Source organism: Aurantivibrio infirmus (assembly GCF_054767315.1).
Window position 1 is genome coordinate 411,782 of record NZ_BAAFSK010000004.1, and the last position, 18,429, is coordinate 430,210.

Here is an 18,429-nt window from a genome sequence, read left to right on the forward strand (position 1 = left end):
CGATAATTTCAAATTTTAAAGCTAAAAAAGCCAGGTAAACCTGGCTTTTTTATTTGGAATTTTCATTCCTTATGTAGTTATTGCGAATAAACTTATTTATTCGGTTTAATTAAATACTTCGTACCTGTCGCTTGCTTAGTGTATTCATTAATAGCGTCTGCACTCAGAGCTTCCGCTAGTGATACTTCAGCAGTATAGCTACTAGCAAAAGTAGTTTTTATTTCATCAGCAACACGCTTACGCAATTGTTGAAATCTTTCCATACCCATCCGGCCAATGAACGGTGTTAACAACCAACCGCCAACGCCCCAGGCCATACCGTAAGACCGATTTAATGTTGTCGTTGAACGATCGAGGCCACCATAAATGTACACTTGTTTATGAACACTAGAACCATACCGACTATATTCTTTAGCCGTTTTATTGGCGGCGATTTCCATCGCAGTTAGAATTTGACTCGCTAACTTACCGCCACCAATCGCATCAAACGCAATCGTCGCACCAGTTTCAACTAAGGCTGCGACTAAATCTTCCATAAAGTTTTCGTCACTGGAATTACAAATATATTTTGCACCCAGATTTTTTAGAATCTCTTCTTGTTCTTTTTTACGAACGATAGTGACGAGTGGCACATCGTCTGACTGGCATATCTTAACGAGCATTTGTCCTAAATTTGACGCCGCTGCGGTATGCACTAATGCTTTGTGATTTTCCATGCGCATTGTTTCAACCATGCTTAAAGCGGTTAATGGATTTACAAAACAAGAAGCCGCTTCATTCGCCGTGGTGCCTTGGTTCATCACCAAACAACTAGTTGCCGGTACACAACGATATTGTCCGTACATTGAACCACCTGCAACACCCACCATGCGGCCCATCAAGTTTGTCGCTTCTTTTCCGGCAGCAACCACCACGCCCGCGCCTTCATTACCCACTGGCATCGATTGATCTAAACGTGCAGTTAAGGCTTTTAACATTCCGTCGGGAATATCCATCGTAACGATTGGGTCGTCAGCACTACCATTGACTTTCATCGTGCTAATGTCTGCCAAGCTTGTTAACAAACCCAAATCAGATGGGTTGATCGGTGAGGCTTCAATGCGGATAAGCACTTCATTGTCTTTTGGTGTTGGCACCGGTACAGACGCGATGCTTAATTCCAGCTTGCCCGCACTGGTTACCTTGGAGCGAATTTCTTTGGATTGTTCATTAGAGAAATCTTGTGACATTTTGTCGCCTCGTTTATTCAATTCTTTGGGGTGTATTCACTCAATCAACGTTGGCTAATAGCTTTTATGGCTGTTGATCGTTTTTAGGTGACGGCGATTATTCCACATTGGGAAACTTTTATCAGTATCATTTCGTTATAGAAATAGAACACCCAGTATTCACTAGAACCGGCGGCAGAAAGAAAAATGATTGGGAATGAGGACGAGGAAACGCGGTTTTAATCGCCGTTATAAATGCCGTTAGGGTTGTTATATCAATGACGGATCAGTTTTACTTCTGCGCAAGTGACATAAAGTCAGGCCTTGCGCGCGAAATATAATTTCCCCGATGAGTTTAACTTTTTATTACATGCCTGACGCAGAAATTTTTCTATCAAAAATCATATAGGGCAATAATTTAAATGGGTTAAGTCGTTCGCCATTATAAATAAGTTCTATATGCGTTAGCTTGGCCTCGCCATCACGATAAATCGATTGTTCGCGAGTCACTCGTTTTGCTTTTGCGATTTTTTGTCCATGCTCAACGGAATCACCTTGTTGAACTCTACGCTCTTGCAAACCTGAGTAGAGCGTAAGTATATTATTGCCATGATCAATAACAATAATATTTTTATGGTTAGGATAAAAAGGATCGGACTCTGCGGAAACAATTACCACCCCTGGTTTTGGCGCGATGACCGTGGGGTTCGCGGTTGCCACAATATCCACACCGGGGTTTTTAACTTTATTTATTTTGTCGATTTGAGAAAATGAACTCATGACATAAAAGCCTTCAATCGGACTTAGCCATGTCGATTTTAATGATTCGGGAATAAGTATCTGAGTACCGGCATTCGCATAATTAACCGCGAGTTGGCCGATGATTGTTAAGACAACAATTTGAATAATAACTTTTCTAATGCGGGCGAAATACACGGCTCCATACCTCCACAGTATTTAGCAATCCCCCGTTATAACAATTACGTCACCAATGCCTATACAGGCTATCAGCGAGAATATTTTCTTAACTTTAACTATAGACAGCGTTTTGAGTTTTGCCCAATAACAATGGACGTTTTTTTGGCCCTTCTTAACTGCAAAAAAAAAACGTATAAATAGAAAAATTTGGCGTTATATCACATCGTCCTATAAAAATGGGATGAGCACTAATTTCAGTTATCAGGTCACCATAAATTCCATTCGCAGCATTCTTCATTGCTAATTCTCACAATAAAAAGGGTATGAGGAACATCACTATTCAAGAAACCGACTCCGTTTTCCCAAAAAAATAAGGCAAGTCATGATCCATGACTTGCCTTTTAAGATCGCTCTCGTAACCGCAGCAGCGAAACGGACAAAATTATTTTACCCTTCACTAATCGCTTCACGAAAACTAATAGTTGTAACCTAACCGTTACCTCAGGCCGTCACCTGAGTAGCTATCACTTCCGTCACTATTCCAGCGCCGACAGTAATACCACCTTCCCGAATCGCGAAACGAATTCCGGACTCTAAACCTACGGATTTTTTCAGTTCGAAACTGATGTCCGCTTGCTCGCCTGGGTGGAGCACGCCGGAATCATTTTCAACAGTAATAATTCCTGTCACATCCGTGGTGCCGAAAAAGAATTGCGGTTGATAGCCACTGCCGAAAGGTTTGTGACGTCCGCCCTCTTCTTTACTCAAGACAAAAATATGTGCCTTGGCATTTCTGTAAGGCTTAATCGCTCCAGGAATGGTGATGACTTGTCCGCGACATACGTCTTCGCGCTTAACACCACGTAACAATAAGCCAACATTCATACCGGCACGGGCAACATCAACATCTTTATGAAATGCTTGTGTACCGGTTACCACTACCGCTTCGCTATCGTCTTTATCGAGCCCGATAATTTCGACAGTATCACCTGCTTTTATCGTACCTCGATCAACGCGACCGGTAACGACGGTACCTCGGCCAGCTATCGTAAACACATCTTCAATAGGCATCATGAAGGGGCTTTCAAAATCCCGCTCAGGATCTGGAATATTTTCATCCAGCGCTTGAACCAAATCTTTTATACACTGTGTATCTTCAGATTGAAGATCACCACGCATAACCGCATTCAATGCTTTTAATGCACTACCAAAAACAAACCTCACGTCTTTGTAGCCTTGAGACGAAAGCTGTTCTTCCAAATCCATTTTTACTAGCTCAGACATTTCTTCGCGATCGTCTTCGCTCAACATATCCATTTTGTTTACGAACACGACGATGTATTCAACATTGACTTGCCGCGCAAGTAGAATATGTTCAATGGTTTGTTTCGCTGCACCTTCAGTTCCATCGACAAGCAAAATTGCACCATCCATTTGCGAGGCACCGGTAATCATATTTTTAATATAATCTGCGTGGCCTGGGCAATCGATATGAGCATAGTGACGCGTCGCGGTTTCATATTCGACGTGAGACACGTTAATAGTAATGCCGCGCTCTTTTTCTTCTTTCGCATTGTCGATTTGATCAAAGTCCCAGGCCTTACCACCTTGCATTGCTGCCTGATGCTGAGTGATCGCTGCGGTGAGCGTGGTTTTACCATGATCGACGTGACCGATGGTGCCAACATTGAGATGCATTTTTTGAGTGTTCATTGTATTTCCTTTAAGGCTTTTAACCTCCTATCAGTTTAAATTAGGCCTCTCAACGGAGACCGATGGTTTACATCTTATTCCGTCACTATTTAGATGACGAAATAAAACGTAAATTTCTATCGCCCAATAAAAAAGCCTACTAGACAAAGATCTAACAGGCTTTTTTATTGTCCTGTCAGATTGTTTACCTGCCAGGATATTTATTTAAGGCAAGTGTTATTCTCGTTGTTCGTACAACGATTCCAATAGCAACTGTGATTGCTGATTGAGTTGAAACACATTACTTAAAAGATTCATATTGTTTTCTCCAAGGTATTGAAATTTAAGAGATTGAAAACCAATTGCTAACTAATTTCATTCATAAAAAAACCCGGTGGCTTTATGAGCCTACCGGGTTTCCGTCGGAGGCCTTAGCCTCCATTAATTAATTGAGGCGAATTATATTTCGATCACGCACAAGCATTCCGCAGCGACTGTTGCTGTTAAAGAAACGCTAGTATTTGCTAATAAAATTTGTCGAAACATGGTCTTTCCTATGATTTGCGCGGGATCATACGCCGATAAAATTAATTATTCAACGTCGTTAACACAAGTTCATCCGGTTTTACTCAGCTTTTCTTCAGGTTTTAGACGAGTCGCTTATCTATAGTCAATTTTCAACAAGGTGTTTTTTCGAATCAGAATTTTAAAGCTTGGCTATGTATTTTTATATTGCTATCGCTATATGGGCACTCACAATATGGTTTAGTTATATTGACGGGGGTCGACTACTACCTGTGTTCGCCTTTCTCGTAGGTGTCATCACTCTGGGGTGCAGCTATAACACCAATTTGGGGAGCTGGGGGATAGCGATCTTAGCGGCGACCGCGCTAGTGGTTTATTTTGGAAGCAGGTTGGGAAATATAAAGTCTGGGGGCGGATCAGATTGGTAATTGCTCATTCAAAATTAAGAATAATCTTTTAAGCCTAAATTGGTAGAGATTTTTTTAAGCTCATCTAGCAAGCCTTCTTCTAGCATAAATTTTGGTATTGCCCACTCCTGTGGTGGCAACCCGCCAATATGGTCGACTCTGCTAGCATTCCAAAAGGTATATCCAAAAATATTTTCTGCACAGCAGTTGCGCGAAGGATTAATGCCCACTTTTTCACCATCAATAACTGTACTTTCACTTACATCTCCCGGCAATGCATTTGGATCAGGCTTATGATTCCAAAATTTATCTTCAATGGTATCTATAAACCAAGGTAGAGCTGTAAGTGGAAATTCTTGTTGTGTGGAGCGCTGCTTCTTTTTAAAAACACTGAAAAAACTGCTCCAAATAACTAAATGATTTCCAGATTTAAATATTTTAAATTTATTATCTACAAACATTGGGTAATGTAGATCCATCAAAAATTCTTCCACTGACCTGATTAAATTTGGATCAATCATGTCTAATGGTCTAAGCCTGTCTGTCTTACTCATATCATCTTTCTACTTTTAAATTGGCTGTAAATCGATTGTTTTCAAAACCCCAAATTTTCGAAGCTCAGTTAAAATGGGAAGATTTTTTTCTAAAGATAGCGTTTCGACAACACCATACTGGCCCCCTCCACCTGCCGTATTAGCAGTTAGACCGTTTCCCGTAAATTCCGTGTTCGCCCCTATTTCAGTTCTAACAGCATGTCTCGCTTTAAACCTATCACTCTCATCAGGCGAGATTGTTGTGGAAAAGTCTTGTATATGTCTGATGTCGAATTGGTTGCCTCCAGCAGCCCAAAAATCTCCCATCTTCGCAGCATACTCATTCTGATAGTCAGGATTCATTGTTGCCCGAATAGTATCCTCGTCGTATGCCTCGCCTAGCTCTCGAACACTCGCATCAGCTAAATTATCCCAATCCGGAACAATGGTGTTGTTACCAAAATTTTCTAAGTTTTCACCACGATCAATAATATGCACTACGTATTCTTTATCAGGGTCGTAGTTGGAATGAGCTCCCAATACTTGATGGATTAATTCCGGATCGGTGTCAGCAGCTTCGAGCTGATCTAGTGAGGTCGTCCACACGGGAACTAGGCCCGAATCTTTTTGATGCGCGAGTGTAGCATCGTGAGCCGTATTTTTGGGTTGAACACTTACTAAAAATCGTTCGTTTGCAACGGAACCCGTTTCAACCATTTCTAATAATTCAGTATCGCTATATTTTGGCTTATACGGTGGCTCGCCGGCCTGTTTACGTTTTTGGATTTCTTCTCTAGCGTCAGCTAATCGTTGCTCCGCTTCTTCAAATGATGCGACTTCAGATTTTGAGGGAGTCGTACGATTGTCCATTACCCCCAACAACAGCCCCGCCGCCGCAACAACTTCTTTGGTTGCTTCTTCTCCTTCCGACTGATTCGCTATTGCGTCTTGTATAGCTTGCCTGGCTTTTTCTAACTTTACTTCGTTTGCTTTTGCTTTGTTAATGTCGTTTGCATCAACGATAGCTTCGGCGGCTTCTTTGGCTTTTTCGTTTTGAGCGCGTTGGTAGCCTTGCTGTTTTAAAGGATCAATTAATTCGCCGGGAGATGGGGCGTTACTGTTTTCACTCTGGTTGTAGTAGTACTCGTGCCAGCTACTGATACCCCCCTCTTCTTGACGGTATTTCACTGCGATGTTCGCAGCAACTTCCGCTTGTTGATGGGGCGTTAACTCTCGGAACCCAGGTTTAAAACTTTCGTCCATTAACTCGTCGAACTCCATCGCTAGTTTTACATTGCGTGGCGCTTCGGGCTGATCGCCGATCAAGACATTACCCGAACCGATAATAATATCGCCGCCGCAATTGATCGCATCGCTTACACGTGCGGCAGGTTTGCCATTAATTAAAACTGAAGCAGAACCTTCCGAGATGGTTCGAATACTAGGGTGATGGGGAATTAGCTTGTCGCCTTTACGCGCTGCAGGACGACCATTAGTGGAAACGTTAGGGCTGCCCATAATGATCGGGGTGGGCGGAGATGAATGATGTCCAGTATCAATATCGCCCAGACGTGCGGCGGCTTTCTTACTTTTTGAGCCCATGGTATCCCTTCCAATCAGCTGTATAACGAACTAAACACTTACGGGTTGTTTTGTATGTAGACGCCGCATACTAACCCATCTTGCCTTTCGAATTGGTGGAAGCGATCTCATTTTTAAGACGCGAAATAATTATTTTGGCTGGCTCAAGGAATTATATTTTTGGCTGGTCTCCTATCATTACATTGGCAGAACCGGCGTTAATAGTTCCACCACAATTAATCGCATCACTCACTCGTGCTGCTGGCTTACCATTTATCAACACCGAAGCAGCACCCTCGGCGATGGTTCGAATTCCACGGTGGTGGCGATTCAGCTCATCCCCCATTCTTGCCGCGGGAATGCCATTAATCATCACATTTGGACTCGCCTTGTTGATGGCGGTGGGAGGATAACTATCGTGACCGGTATCGACATCTCCTAACCGTGCTGCGGCCTGTTTACTTTTTGATCCCATAATTCCTCTTTCTTTTCCTTTCGCAACTCAGCTCGCTTCACAATGACGTAATAGGTGACAAGTCACGGCTTGTTTGAACTGAATGCTAGCAGAGATCAGTGGATAATTATTGGCAACGCTCTCATTTTTAAGGCTATTTTGTTCAATCAATGTTTATCGCCGCTTACATAAACTGAGGTTTTCTCTAGCTTATTCCCGCCGACTCCGCCCAAGCACCAGCTCATCTAGTAGGCGGGGTCGAAGCAATGGACATTTATTGATCCCGCTCTTATTCTCCTATTCTCTTTAGTGCAGCGCTTTCATTTTATGTAGGATAGTTTTGAGTCTTGTCTTGATGCTATGGAGTAGCAAGGAATTCACGACACTGCTCTCACCCTATAACCAGTATCTACACCTTATAAAAATCTGGTCTTTGGTTTGAACCGACCAATATTTGCACTGTATCAACCTTAGGTATTAACTAACCTGCTAACAGAAGCCTTACCCAAAACAGATAGTGACCCATGCACATGAAAAATATTATTGCTTTCTTTTTACCTCGGTTAATTCTTTTAACTTTATCTATCACTAGCGCAAGTGTGATTGCAGCAGAAGAATTCACCTACGGACAGTACAAGTACGAAGTTAATGCTGATACGCCAAGCTGGGTGGAACCAGTAAAACCCGCGAAGCCAGGTAAAAAAATTGAGGGGCGTGGTGAAGAATTTCTTTTAGTGGACACGCAAATTTTAGCTGATCATCAACAGTTCGAAAAATATTACGCGTCAAGTACCTTGTTACACACGAGTCAAGCCGTCGCATCAGGATCTGAAATTCAAATATTTTTTAATCCTTCTTATCAAGAATTAGTCATTCACGATATAAGCGTGGTTCGTAAAAACAAAAAACTCGACCGCCTTCGCCCAGAAAGCGTTCGACTATTGCAAAGAGAAGAAGATTTACGAAATGGTATTTACAACGGTGTCATCACCGCAGTGATTATTGTTCCAGATACGCGTGTCGGTGACCGAATAGAAACCGCCTACACAATTAAAGGCCGCAACCCAGTTTATGGCGAAAAGGTATTTGGCGCGGCGCCATTAGGCTGGGGAGTTGATGTTGCTTTGGCGAATGTGCGAGTACTGATTCCAAACGATGTCGATGTGAAAGTTAAATCGCACCGTAGCAGCATCAAAGAAAAAGAAAGGAAAAAAGGTAAGTATCGTGAGATCACCTGGAAAGGAAAAGACATTGCAGCGATTACTAACGAAGGTGATTATCCGGCATGGTATGTGCCCTATCCTTGGGTTGAATTTAGTGAGTTCGCCAGTTGGGACGAAGTAGAAGACTGGGCCGACACTCTTTACAGCACGATAGATCAAAACTCCTCCGAGCTTAATGAAATCATTCAGCAATTAAAGAAAGAGTCTACTTCGCGTGATGATTATGTAGGTAAAGCTTTAGAATTTGCGCAAGAAGAAATTCGCTATTTGGGTTTGGAATTTGGACAGAATAGTCACCTCCCCCATTCTCCAACTGAAGTTCTCGAAAATCGATTCGGCGATTGCAAAGATAAATCTAACTTATTAGTTCAGATGCTTCGCGCCAATAATATTCAAGCGTTTCCCGCGCTAGTTAGTCACAGTTATCGAAAAGGTTTCGCTGACTTCTTACCAAGCCCGATGGCTTTTGATCACGTCATTGTCAACGCGATAATCGATGGAAAAAGTGTTTGGCTAGATCCAACAAAAACACTGCAAGGTAATGATATTAATAAGCTAGGTTTTACCCCTTATGGTAAAGGCTTGGTAATTGGTCGCCTTGTGGGAGACCCGGTAACAAACATTGGTGCGTTACCCAGCCAACAAGATACTGTTCTGGTCACCGAGCACTTTACCGTTAACGATATTAGCGCAGCAACAATGCTTAAAGTAACATCGCGCCATCAGGGTGGCTCTGCGGAATTACAACGTTACTTATTTGCTGTTAGTACTCAAGAAGAAATGCAAGATAGATATTTGAATTATTACACCAACATTTATCCAAAGATTGAAGTCGATGCCAAACTAACGATCGAAGATGACATCGTCAATAATCATTTTGTCGTCAACGAGTATTATCGTATTCCGGAATTCTCTGCGCTTGAGGAGAATGTTCACACTTCAATGTTCTACGCGGATGCCGTCGGGCAATATCTCAGAATCCCTCGTGATATTCGTCGCGATGCGCCGATATATATTGGCGACCCTCGGCGCTTACGACACAAAATTGTCATCGACTTTGAAGAAGATGCCTACATGGGTGTCGATGGCGCCCCAAAAATTACTCGCTTACCCGAATTGGAATTCACAACACGCAGCACTTACTTCAACAAGCGTTTCGAATATGACGCTGAATTATTTATCAAGCAGGATTCAGTCACTAGTAAGGGTTTAGAAAATTATTTAAGCCTAGGCAAAGAGATTAAAAACGACATCGATTTTTCGCTGTCTTACTATTATCCTTATCAACAGCCGAACAGTAGTGCCAGAAAAGAATTACTACAACGTTTAGAGGTTATAGGTCGTGAATAATATTATTAAAACTTTGGTCGCGATTGTTTTATTCAGCGGCAACCTTGCATTCGCGATTGAGAAGCCATCCCATCGCTTCAAAACCACTGAAGCACCGGCGGAATTAGAAAGTATTGCTCAAGCTATGCCTGACTACATGAACGTCCAAGAACTAGATTATTTCTTGGATATGATCGACGTATCTTCTCTTGTCGACGAGATACTTGATCAAGTCGAAGGATCAAACCTTACTCGAAGTAACACGAGCTTCATGAAACGAACTCTTGAACAGCAGTTCCGCGGCACGTTCTTTGAAACATTAAAGGCCGAATATGGTGAAGGCGCTGATTGGTCTTATTTAAGACATCGTGAATTCCAGAAGCAGCATCACCTCCTATTTCGTATCGATTACGAAGAGGGCTTTGAATATTTGGAAATGAAAATGTCACTCATTAACGATGCATGGAGAATTAAAAATATTTTTACTTACGGTACAGATATTTGGGTCTCCGAAGCGATGGCGGGTGCAATGACATTATTAGCGCAAGCTTCACAAGACCCGTCTTCGAACACGAACTCCACCTTGATGCAGTTCGTGAACGCAGCCAATGCTTTGCCCGCGCGCGCGGTGTTTTTATACGACAAACTTTCGCCAGAACTTCAAAACTCGGAATTCATCCAAAGCATTTATATAAAATCTGCCGTCTCCCTAAGTGACAAGCAATATCAAGAAGTCATGAAAAATATTGTCGACCGCACTAAGGTCGATGAATTCGTGTTGGCGAAGATGGGGTATTATCGTCTGAGTCAAGAGCACAAACTGACGATAAAATATTTGGATTTACTGAACAAAAAGACGGGCGGCGATTTAGAATTAGATCTCATGAAAGCCGAAAGTTACCTGGCGATGGGGGACAATAAAAACTATTCAAAAACTCTTCGCGATGCCATCACCAATCATCCTTCGAATGACTCCACTTACTACACCGCTTTAATGTTGTTTGCACAACAAGGCCACTACCACGAAGCGACACTAGTGCTGGAAATACTTAGGGATGAATTCGACACCGTGTTTGACATCGAAATCTTGGCGAGCTTTGCGGAACTGAAAGATTTCGTCGACTCTTCCGTATTTACGACTTGGCGACAAAACAATTACTAGCTCCTGGAATTTGGAGCTAGTAACTTTACAAGCGGGCTTGCAGCCATACCAACAGGAAAATTGTGCGCCTATTGCTTACTCTGCCAGCGGCGCAGGCTTACTCATTAGCTGTTCTTTTTTTGCATTCGGTTTTGGGGTAAATTTTAGGGACCGTCCTAGCAAATTATCCGCGCCATACCAATTTCCCTGCATATCGATACCAAATTCGTGCAACTCAGCGAATTCTCCATCACCTCGGCCATCTGCATCCCAGGAATATAAGCGTTCACCATCAGTGTTAAATTTAACAATACGAACGGGCTGATTATCGGCCACCCATACTTCTTGATTTTCTGTAATTACAATATGATTCGGGAAGTTCAAATTTGGCCACGTGGCTAAATGTTTACCCATTTCATCAAAAACCTGAACGCGATCATTAGAGCGATCGGCAACGTAAATACGATTGTTTTTATCAGCAGCAATTCCGTGAACGACATCGAACTCGCCATCGGCACTCCCTTTACTGCCCCACTCCATTAAATATTTTCCGTTTTTATCAAACTTCACGACACGAGAATTTACGATCCCGTCGGCAACCAAAATACTGCCGTCCTTTAAAAAAGTTAAATCTTGTGGCCTACCAAAATGCGTTTCATCATTGCCTGCCTCACTCCAGGTGCCCAGAGAAAATAAAAGTTTTTCACCGTCGTTGCTGAATACGTGAATCTGATGTCGCAGGTCATTGACGACCCAAATTTTTCGCTCTGGGTCAAAAGGATTAATTGCAATTTTATGAGGACCAGCAGTATTCGCGAATAGGTAATCCCATTGTGTCCAGGATTCAACTAACTTCCCTGCGCTATCGACAATAAAAATAACATTGCGCATTTCTCGTTTTTTATCGACGGGCTGTAAAGCACTTAAACCTTCAGCGGAACCATAGAAATAAGTAAAACCTTCTGGTTTTGGATCTGGAACATGCAACTCGCCACGCTGAATAATAAAAATTCTATCGGGAGATTCAACAAAAATTCCCGGTTGCGAACCCCAAACAAAACCCGGCTCAGCGAATGGTTGGAGCCAGTCTTTCACCACGTTGTATGGATCTTCACCGTGATTAGGGCCAGGCGGATGAACAACGCTTTGGGCGAATACTTGACCGCAAAATAAGACAAGTACTGCCACTACTATAAGAGTTGGACTTATACGGTTGCTTTTTTGTAATGGGATATTCATTGTTATTTTTACCCTCGTTGCATCAATCTCTAAGCCGTTAGCGGAACAGTCCATTCTATTGAAATTAAAATGTGCTTGTTCAATTCTTACTTAAATTAACGGTTTTATTTTTGCACCTTCGAGCAAAACTTAGAAAACTACGATACGACGTATTAGTCAGTTTTATATTCCGCTTCTTTTTCTCTCACTTCTGCATTACGAAACAGATCGCTCAGATCTAATTCCAAGGCTTTGGCAATTTTTCGCAGTGCTTTTAGTGAGGGTTGGCGTTTGCTGCGTTCGATCTGCGAGAGGTAGGTCTGATCAATCTCGCTCAATTCCGCCAGCTGCTCTTGGGAAAGTTCTTTTTCTAAGCGCTGAATACGAATCGCTTTACTGAGTGCTTGCTCTGGGGTCATCTCGCCTCCGGTAGGGTGGAGCAAGGTTCCCGAATTCCGGCTTCGCATACCATAGAACATAAGACATATATTATTGCTATTTGCCATATATAATAGCTTATAATCTATTAATTGTGGCAAACCGCCAAATTATTTAGAGCTCTTTGAGTACCTAGGTGGTGCTCACCTCGTCGAGGACATTCGAATTGAACGTTAATACCAAGGAGTAGCAGGGTGCAAAAACCAAAGGAAAATTCAGCATTCAGTAATATACCCGTAACCGCGGAATTAGAAGACAGCATCATTTCGCGTATTGATAATATCTCTGCCCTTTGCGCTTTTCAGTCAATAATTATCGCCGAGGGTTTACAGCTCCCTAGTAATCATTACGGAAACTATTGCCTTATCATTGAAGACGAAGTTATCGCCTTACGAAAAGCGCTAAACACACTCTTTGATCGCTAAGCGCAAGTTTTTAGTGACGACAAAAAATAACTCAACTGTGCTAGGATTTGGAAAATATCAAGCAGCTGATTTCCGTGATGTAAGAACAGTGGAGCCGTATGTACTCTGGAGAAAAATTTAACAGTATTACCCACCTTGTTGGCGCGGTACTGGCTTTAGTCGGGCTCGGCGCTTTGCTTACCATTTCAATTCAATCGAGAAACGCCGCAACCATCGCGAGTTTTTCCATTTTCGGTTTTACACTCGTCTTGCTTTATACAATGTCCACCTTGTATCACAGTTTCCATCCGCCCAAACTAAAAAAAATATTTCAAAAACTCGATCACATTACAATTTATTTACTGATCGCTGGTACATATACACCCTACCTGGTCGTGTCACTGGGAAACTCAACCGGCTATTGGATGCTCGTACTCATCTGGGCCTTAGCATTATCTGGTTTACTGCTTGATCTTTTAAACCCAAAAAGAATTGAAATTTTGCAAATTGTTATTTATCTATTTATGGGTTGGGTCTGTATGTTTCGCTATTCCACCTTTGTTGAATTCATTCCAAAACCTGGAATGATTTGGTTAACAATCGGAGGGGTCGCTTACACCGTTGGCGTTATTTTTTATGTCTTGGATACCCTGGGTAAATTAAAGCACGCTCATGGAATCTGGCATTTATTCGTACTAAGTGGATCGGTTATGCATTTTATTTCTATTGTTGGTTATGTAAGCTAAACCAACATTAATCCTCGCCCAAATAATAAAAACAAATTGGCTAATCATCCACTTATTTAATTGGATTAACTTTTCCTTAGCGAATGTTTATTGAAAATTTATTTGTCGACCGATAGACTGCCCAAATCTTGTTATTCACTTTTTTAATTAATATTGCTATTTCCACAATTCCTCCAAACAAATAAAGGAAATATTTGTGAAAAAATTCCGCAACATCCTCTATACGACCCTATTGTTCTCTAACTTTACTTTGGCAAGCCCTTGGTACGGAGAAGTTTCTTACACTGGATCCAATGGTAGCATTGGCAACTTCACCGGCTTTGATGTCGACAACACCGATGATGGTTGGCAATTGTCGTTTGGTTATGAGGTGAATAATTATTTTGCTGTCGAGCTCGGCTATTTTAATTTAGGCGAGCAAAAGGTTGAACGCGGGCCTGTAATGGACGCTTTTATAGGGACAGGCACCCCAATATTCTTTAACCCTTTTAGTTCGCAATTTTTTCCAATTCCGCCTTCTACCCCTGGTTCACAACCGAGAAGCATATTCGATCCGGTAGCGGTAAATTTAGTATCGACTAATCTTCCGAGTTCGACCACTTCTCTTACCTTCGATACTCGAGGTTTGCGGTTTGCTGGCGTTGGTAAATTACCATTAAGCGATTGGTTTTCTTTGAACTTTCAGGCTGGAGCACTTATTACTAGATACGAAACAACTTTAAGACGAAGTGTCGTCGTTGGACTTACGACAAATGGCTCCGGATCGTTCACGACTATTTTTGAAAACAGAAAAACTACCGAAAAATCTATCGACCCTGAATTGTTTGCCGGTATGGGTGTAACTTGGAGCATAACGAGTGCATTGGGGCTTGAACTTTCTTGGGAGAAATTCTTAGATGTCGGTGACGAAGATACTTTCGAGCAAGATATCGATACTTATAATCTAGCGTTTCAATATCATTTTTGATTTTCCGATAATTCATAACAGTCTTAAAAAATAGTACCCATTTTAAAAAACCTAGCTTTAACTCTGATATTGTAGAGATTAAATCTAGGTTTTTTATTGAGTAGTTTTTGTTTTTTTACAACTTCAATATTGGCTGCATAATTTTCCGTTGCTCAGCGATTGGATCATTTATTAGTTGCGTATCGTTATTAATCACCATCGTTGCGCGTTGTTCCGTGGAGTATTTTTTCCACTCCGGCAAGGTCCCCGCATTTGGCGTGGCATCCGTTGCAAACTGAATCCAGGTCGCGCTCACTTTATCTGCTAATGCTTGGGCAGAATCTTGTTCGTTGGTGAGCGGATTTATTTTTACATTATCAAATACAAAAGGAATGTCGAGGGCATGGGGGGTCATCATTCGGCCACCGCGTGCCGTGGTTTGCCACGTTAAATAATATAAATACGTCGGACTTAATTTTGCGCGACGCTCTGCTATGGTGATTGAGGGCATCACGTAGTTGTTGTCGCTGTAAATTAAAAAGTAAAGTTCAACGGGAGTCGCTTTAGGATTTTGACTACGATAGGTATCGATCACCGCAGTAGCGTTTTCTTCTCCAATTAATCCCGCTACGCGCTGCCGCATACCTTTTTCATCCAAAGTAAATTCTTCCGGGCGAGCAAAGGCAGTCATTTCAGTTCTATTCGCGCCAACAATAAGTGGAACATCAGGATTCACCGGTGAAGCTTCGGGATAAAAAGGGTGATGGGGTAAAACGTTCTCGTCTAGAACCGGTTGAAAACTTTGACCAAACGAACGTGAATCATTATTTCGCGTCACCGCGACGTAGGCACTCATAATTTGTTTCAGCGAAAGGTCGTGCAACTTATGAATTGATGAACGAGTAATATTTAATTCAGTCAACACGCGTTCGCTAAGTGCGGTTGCGTTTGCCGGTTCCGAAACTTTTAGCGTCGCTCCGCTTTGAATAACGGCGCTGTGAAACAAGCCTTTCGCATCGGGCATTCCTAATAATGTCGCGACTTTACGCCCACCGCCGGATTCACCAAAAACCATCACGCGATCGGGGTCACCACCAAACTGTTCGATATTATTTTTAACCCAGCGCAAGGCATGAACAATATCGAGCATACCAACGTTGCCTGACTGAGAATATTCTTCGCCACCTAACTCCGCCAAATGTGTAAAGCCGAGTAGGTTTAAGCGGTGATTAATTCCGACAACGACGACATCACCACGCAAACATAGATTAGTACCGTCGTAACCTGGAGACGACGCTGACAATGAACGGAAACCGCCACCATGGCACCAAAACATCACCGGACGTTTGCGACCATCATTGATTCCCCGCGACCAGATATTCATCACGAGGCAATCTTCGCTCTCGTTGCCATCCTGCTGCCGGCCCGACGCCGGATCGCTCTGCGGGGTTGCGGGGCCATATTCCAGAGCATCGCGAATTCCTGTCCAAGGCTCAGGATCTACTGCGAGTTTAAAACGGTTTTTTCCGGCTGTATCAGCACCATAGGGAATACCTTTGAATGCATGCACGCCATTACTTGTAACACCTCGTACTTTTCCAAAAGCGGTTTCTGCGATCGCCTCTTTACTTTGCGCAAACCCATGGGGGGTTGGCAGCAACAAGCCAACGCCGGCACCGGTTGCCAATAGAGAACTGCGTTTTAAAAAAGATCGCCGCTGAATATCAACGTTAGGATTATTTTTCATAGAGACTTCCTTTTTATTCTGCTCAATTTAGACGGAGGAGATACGTTTATAGGTCTGATTTTTTATCGTGCTATTGGGATCGCCGCACTATCAATTCAGTGCCGTCGCGATGAATACATTGACTACTTAAGAGGTAGTTTTGGCGAAGGATACCATGAAGTTTTGGAAGCGTGGACTTGCCGGTCTGTAAGACTCCGTAAAGCTCTGAAACGAACGAGTGGAAATTGTCCATAATTTATACTTACACTACTCAATCACTTCTGTTATAGTGCCGCCCCCTGGCGCTCATCGGTCCGCGCCTGACTGCTCATTGCGTTGGCCAACACGAGCTCTGTTCGATACGAACATACATCGTCCGCCATAAAAACGTCCCTGTTTAGTCCTACTTTTTATTCCTGCCTAGACCGACATAGTCAACATTCCCATTGTGGAAAACAGACTTAGTTGGCCGGTCCATTGAGAAAAATATATGTCATTTGCTGATCTCGGTCTTGCGGCCGAACTCGTGCGCGCTGTGCACGAAGAAGGTTATACCACTCCCACTTCGGTACAGGCGAAAGCCATTCCGGTTATTTTAGAAGGTAAAGATGTTCTTGCCGGTGCACAAACAGGCACCGGAAAAACAGCGGGTTTTGCTTTACCTTTATTACAACGCTTATCACAACTCGAACAACCTTCACCGAAACAGTTCCGCCCTATTCGTGCTTTGGTGCTTACACCCACTCGTGAATTGGCAAGCCAAGTTTCAGAAAGTATTCGTAAATACGGTAAGTATTCGAGCGTGCGATCTAATGTCGTTTTTGGCGGCGTGAAAATTTCACCGCAAATTTTTAAACTGCGACGCGGTGTAGATGTACTTGTCGCAACGCCCGGCCGCTTACTCGATTTAGTTCATCAAGGTGAAGTTGATTTAGGAAAAGTCGAAATCTTAGTATTAGACGAAGCCGACAGAATGTTAGACATGGGATTTATGCCAGACATTAAACGCATTCTTGCCAAGCTACCAAAGCAACGCCAAAATTTATTATTCTCGGCAACATACTCTACTCACATCAAACAATTAGCCGATGGTCTATTGCAATCGCCAGTAACAATTGATGTTGCTCGCCGAAACAGTATTGCTGATACGGTCAGTCATATTGTTCATCCCGTTGCGAGAGAAAGAAAGCGACAACTGCTTTCTGAGTTAATTGGTTCCCGCAACTTGCAACAAGTGTTGGTTTTTACAAAAACCAAAATGGGCGCAGAACGCTTGTCTAAACAATTAATTAAAGATGGTTTGCGCTCAACCTCAATTCACGGCGACAAATCTCAAGGAGCACGCACTAAAGCTCTCGCTGATTTTAAAGATGGCAGAGTACGTGTATTAGTGGCGACTGATGTTGCTGCGCGAGGTATCGATATCAATCAGCTTTCTCATGTGATTAATTTTGAGTTGCCCATGGTCGCCGAAGATTATATTCACCGAATTGGTCGTACCGGCCGTGCGGGAAATTCAGGCGAGGCAATTTCGCTCGTATGTTCGGATGAACGCAAGCTTCTCAACGCAATCGAGCAGCTATTAAAACGCGAAGTGAAACGTGAGGTGATAGAAGGCTACGAACCAGATTTCTCTTTAACCGGCCCACATAAGGATAAGAGTCGAGCAAACCCGCGCGGCAAACCTCGTCATCGGCACAATGGGGGAAATAGCGCCAATAAAAATACTGGAAACAGTTCCGAACGTTCAAGTTCGAAATCTAGTCGGTTCGACAACAAGGAAAAGAGTGGCTCTAGCAAGCCGGGGGGTGAAGGCAAAAGCAAGTACTATTCAAAAGCCAAGCCGGGGGCACGAACTGCATCTGGAAATGCTAGGCCTAAAAAAAGAGCCAGCTAAGTAGATAAAATAGATATGGATGGCTTATTTTCCGCAAAAGAAA

General features: G+C 42.8%; 15 protein-coding genes. 6 read left to right on the forward strand and 9 right to left on the reverse strand.

The annotated features are described in order from the left end of the window. Positions 1-92: 92 nt before the first annotated feature. From ACYUCY_RS11320 to ACYUCY_RS11345, 6 genes are all read right to left on the reverse strand, one after another. Positions 93-1,229, reverse strand: a complete 1,137-nt coding sequence (locus ACYUCY_RS11320) for a zinc-binding dehydrogenase (RefSeq protein WP_460226596.1) — start codon at positions 1,227-1,229, stop codon at positions 93-95. A 345-nt stretch (positions 1,230-1,574) separates the two neighbouring features. After that, positions 1,575-2,144 carry a murein hydrolase activator EnvC family protein gene (locus tag ACYUCY_RS11325; protein WP_460226597.1) on the reverse strand — a complete coding sequence of 190 codons (570 nt, stop codon included), beginning with the start codon at positions 2,142-2,144 and terminating at the stop codon, positions 1,575-1,577. 483 nt (positions 2,145-2,627) lie between these two features. Continuing rightward, positions 2,628-3,839 (reverse strand): elongation factor Tu, encoded by a 1,212-nt coding sequence (gene tuf, locus ACYUCY_RS11330; RefSeq protein ID WP_460226598.1) that lies wholly within the window; start codon positions 3,837-3,839, stop codon positions 2,628-2,630. A 946-nt stretch (positions 3,840-4,785) separates the two neighbouring features. Next, positions 4,786-5,304, reverse strand: a complete 519-nt coding sequence (locus tag ACYUCY_RS11335) for a hypothetical protein (protein ID WP_460226599.1) — start codon at positions 5,302-5,304, stop codon at positions 4,786-4,788. Positions 5,305-5,319: 15 nt separating this feature from the next. Next, positions 5,320-6,885 (reverse strand): PAAR domain-containing protein, encoded by a 1,566-nt coding sequence (locus ACYUCY_RS11340; RefSeq protein ID WP_460226600.1) that lies wholly within the window; start codon positions 6,883-6,885, stop codon positions 5,320-5,322. A 151-nt stretch (positions 6,886-7,036) separates the two neighbouring features. After that, positions 7,037-7,339 carry a PAAR domain-containing protein gene (locus ACYUCY_RS11345; protein ID WP_460226601.1) on the reverse strand — a complete coding sequence of 101 codons (303 nt, stop codon included), beginning with the start codon at positions 7,337-7,339 and terminating at the stop codon, positions 7,037-7,039. A gap of 509 nt (positions 7,340-7,848) precedes the next feature. On the opposite strand from ACYUCY_RS11345, the gene ACYUCY_RS11350 reads away from it, so the two are divergent. Then, positions 7,849-9,891, forward strand: coding sequence for a DUF3857 domain-containing transglutaminase family protein (locus ACYUCY_RS11350; RefSeq protein WP_460226602.1), 2,043 nt, complete (start codon positions 7,849-7,851; stop codon positions 9,889-9,891). Continuing rightward, complete coding sequence (locus ACYUCY_RS11355) at positions 9,884-11,032, forward strand: tetratricopeptide repeat protein (protein ID WP_460226603.1); 1,149 nt, start codon at positions 9,884-9,886, stop codon at positions 11,030-11,032. The genes ACYUCY_RS11350 and ACYUCY_RS11355 overlap by 8 nt, the downstream gene beginning before the upstream one ends. A 75-nt stretch (positions 11,033-11,107) precedes the next feature. Here the strand turns inward: ACYUCY_RS11355 and ACYUCY_RS11360 are convergent, their stop codons facing one another. After that, positions 11,108-12,250 (reverse strand): 6-bladed beta-propeller, encoded by a 1,143-nt coding sequence (locus tag ACYUCY_RS11360; protein WP_460226604.1) that lies wholly within the window; start codon positions 12,248-12,250, stop codon positions 11,108-11,110. Positions 12,251-12,402: 152 nt separating this feature from the next. After that, a complete protein-coding gene (locus tag ACYUCY_RS11365) occupies positions 12,403-12,735 on the reverse strand; it encodes a helix-turn-helix domain-containing protein (protein WP_460226605.1) in 333 nt (110 codons plus the stop codon). 126 nt (positions 12,736-12,861) lie between these two features. On the opposite strand from ACYUCY_RS11365, the gene ACYUCY_RS11370 reads away from it, so the two are divergent. From ACYUCY_RS11370 to ACYUCY_RS11380, 3 genes are all read left to right on the forward strand, one after another. After that, the gene (locus ACYUCY_RS11370) at positions 12,862-13,092 is read left to right on the forward strand and encodes a hypothetical protein (RefSeq protein ID WP_460226606.1); all 231 of its coding nucleotides are present in this window, start codon (positions 12,862-12,864) and stop codon (positions 13,090-13,092) included. Between the two features lie 98 nt (positions 13,093-13,190). After that, positions 13,191-13,817 (forward strand): PAQR family membrane homeostasis protein TrhA, encoded by a 627-nt coding sequence (trhA, locus tag ACYUCY_RS11375; RefSeq protein ID WP_460226607.1) that lies wholly within the window; start codon positions 13,191-13,193, stop codon positions 13,815-13,817. A gap of 196 nt (positions 13,818-14,013) precedes the next feature. Beyond that, complete coding sequence (locus ACYUCY_RS11380; RefSeq protein ID WP_460226608.1) at positions 14,014-14,784, forward strand: porin family protein; 771 nt, start codon at positions 14,014-14,016, stop codon at positions 14,782-14,784. A gap of 115 nt (positions 14,785-14,899) precedes the next feature. On the opposite strand, the gene ACYUCY_RS11385 is transcribed toward ACYUCY_RS11380, so the two are convergent. Further along, on the reverse strand, positions 14,900-16,510 hold the full coding sequence (locus tag ACYUCY_RS11385) for a carboxylesterase/lipase family protein (protein WP_460226609.1): 1,611 nt from the start codon (positions 16,508-16,510) through the stop codon (positions 14,900-14,902). A gap of 469 nt (positions 16,511-16,979) precedes the next feature. Between ACYUCY_RS11385 and ACYUCY_RS11390 the strand changes: the two genes are divergently transcribed. Next, positions 16,980-18,386: a DEAD/DEAH box helicase gene (locus ACYUCY_RS11390; RefSeq protein WP_460226610.1), complete on the forward strand. Its 1,407-nt coding sequence runs from the start codon at positions 16,980-16,982 to the stop codon at positions 18,384-18,386. Positions 18,387-18,429 lie beyond the last annotated feature (43 nt).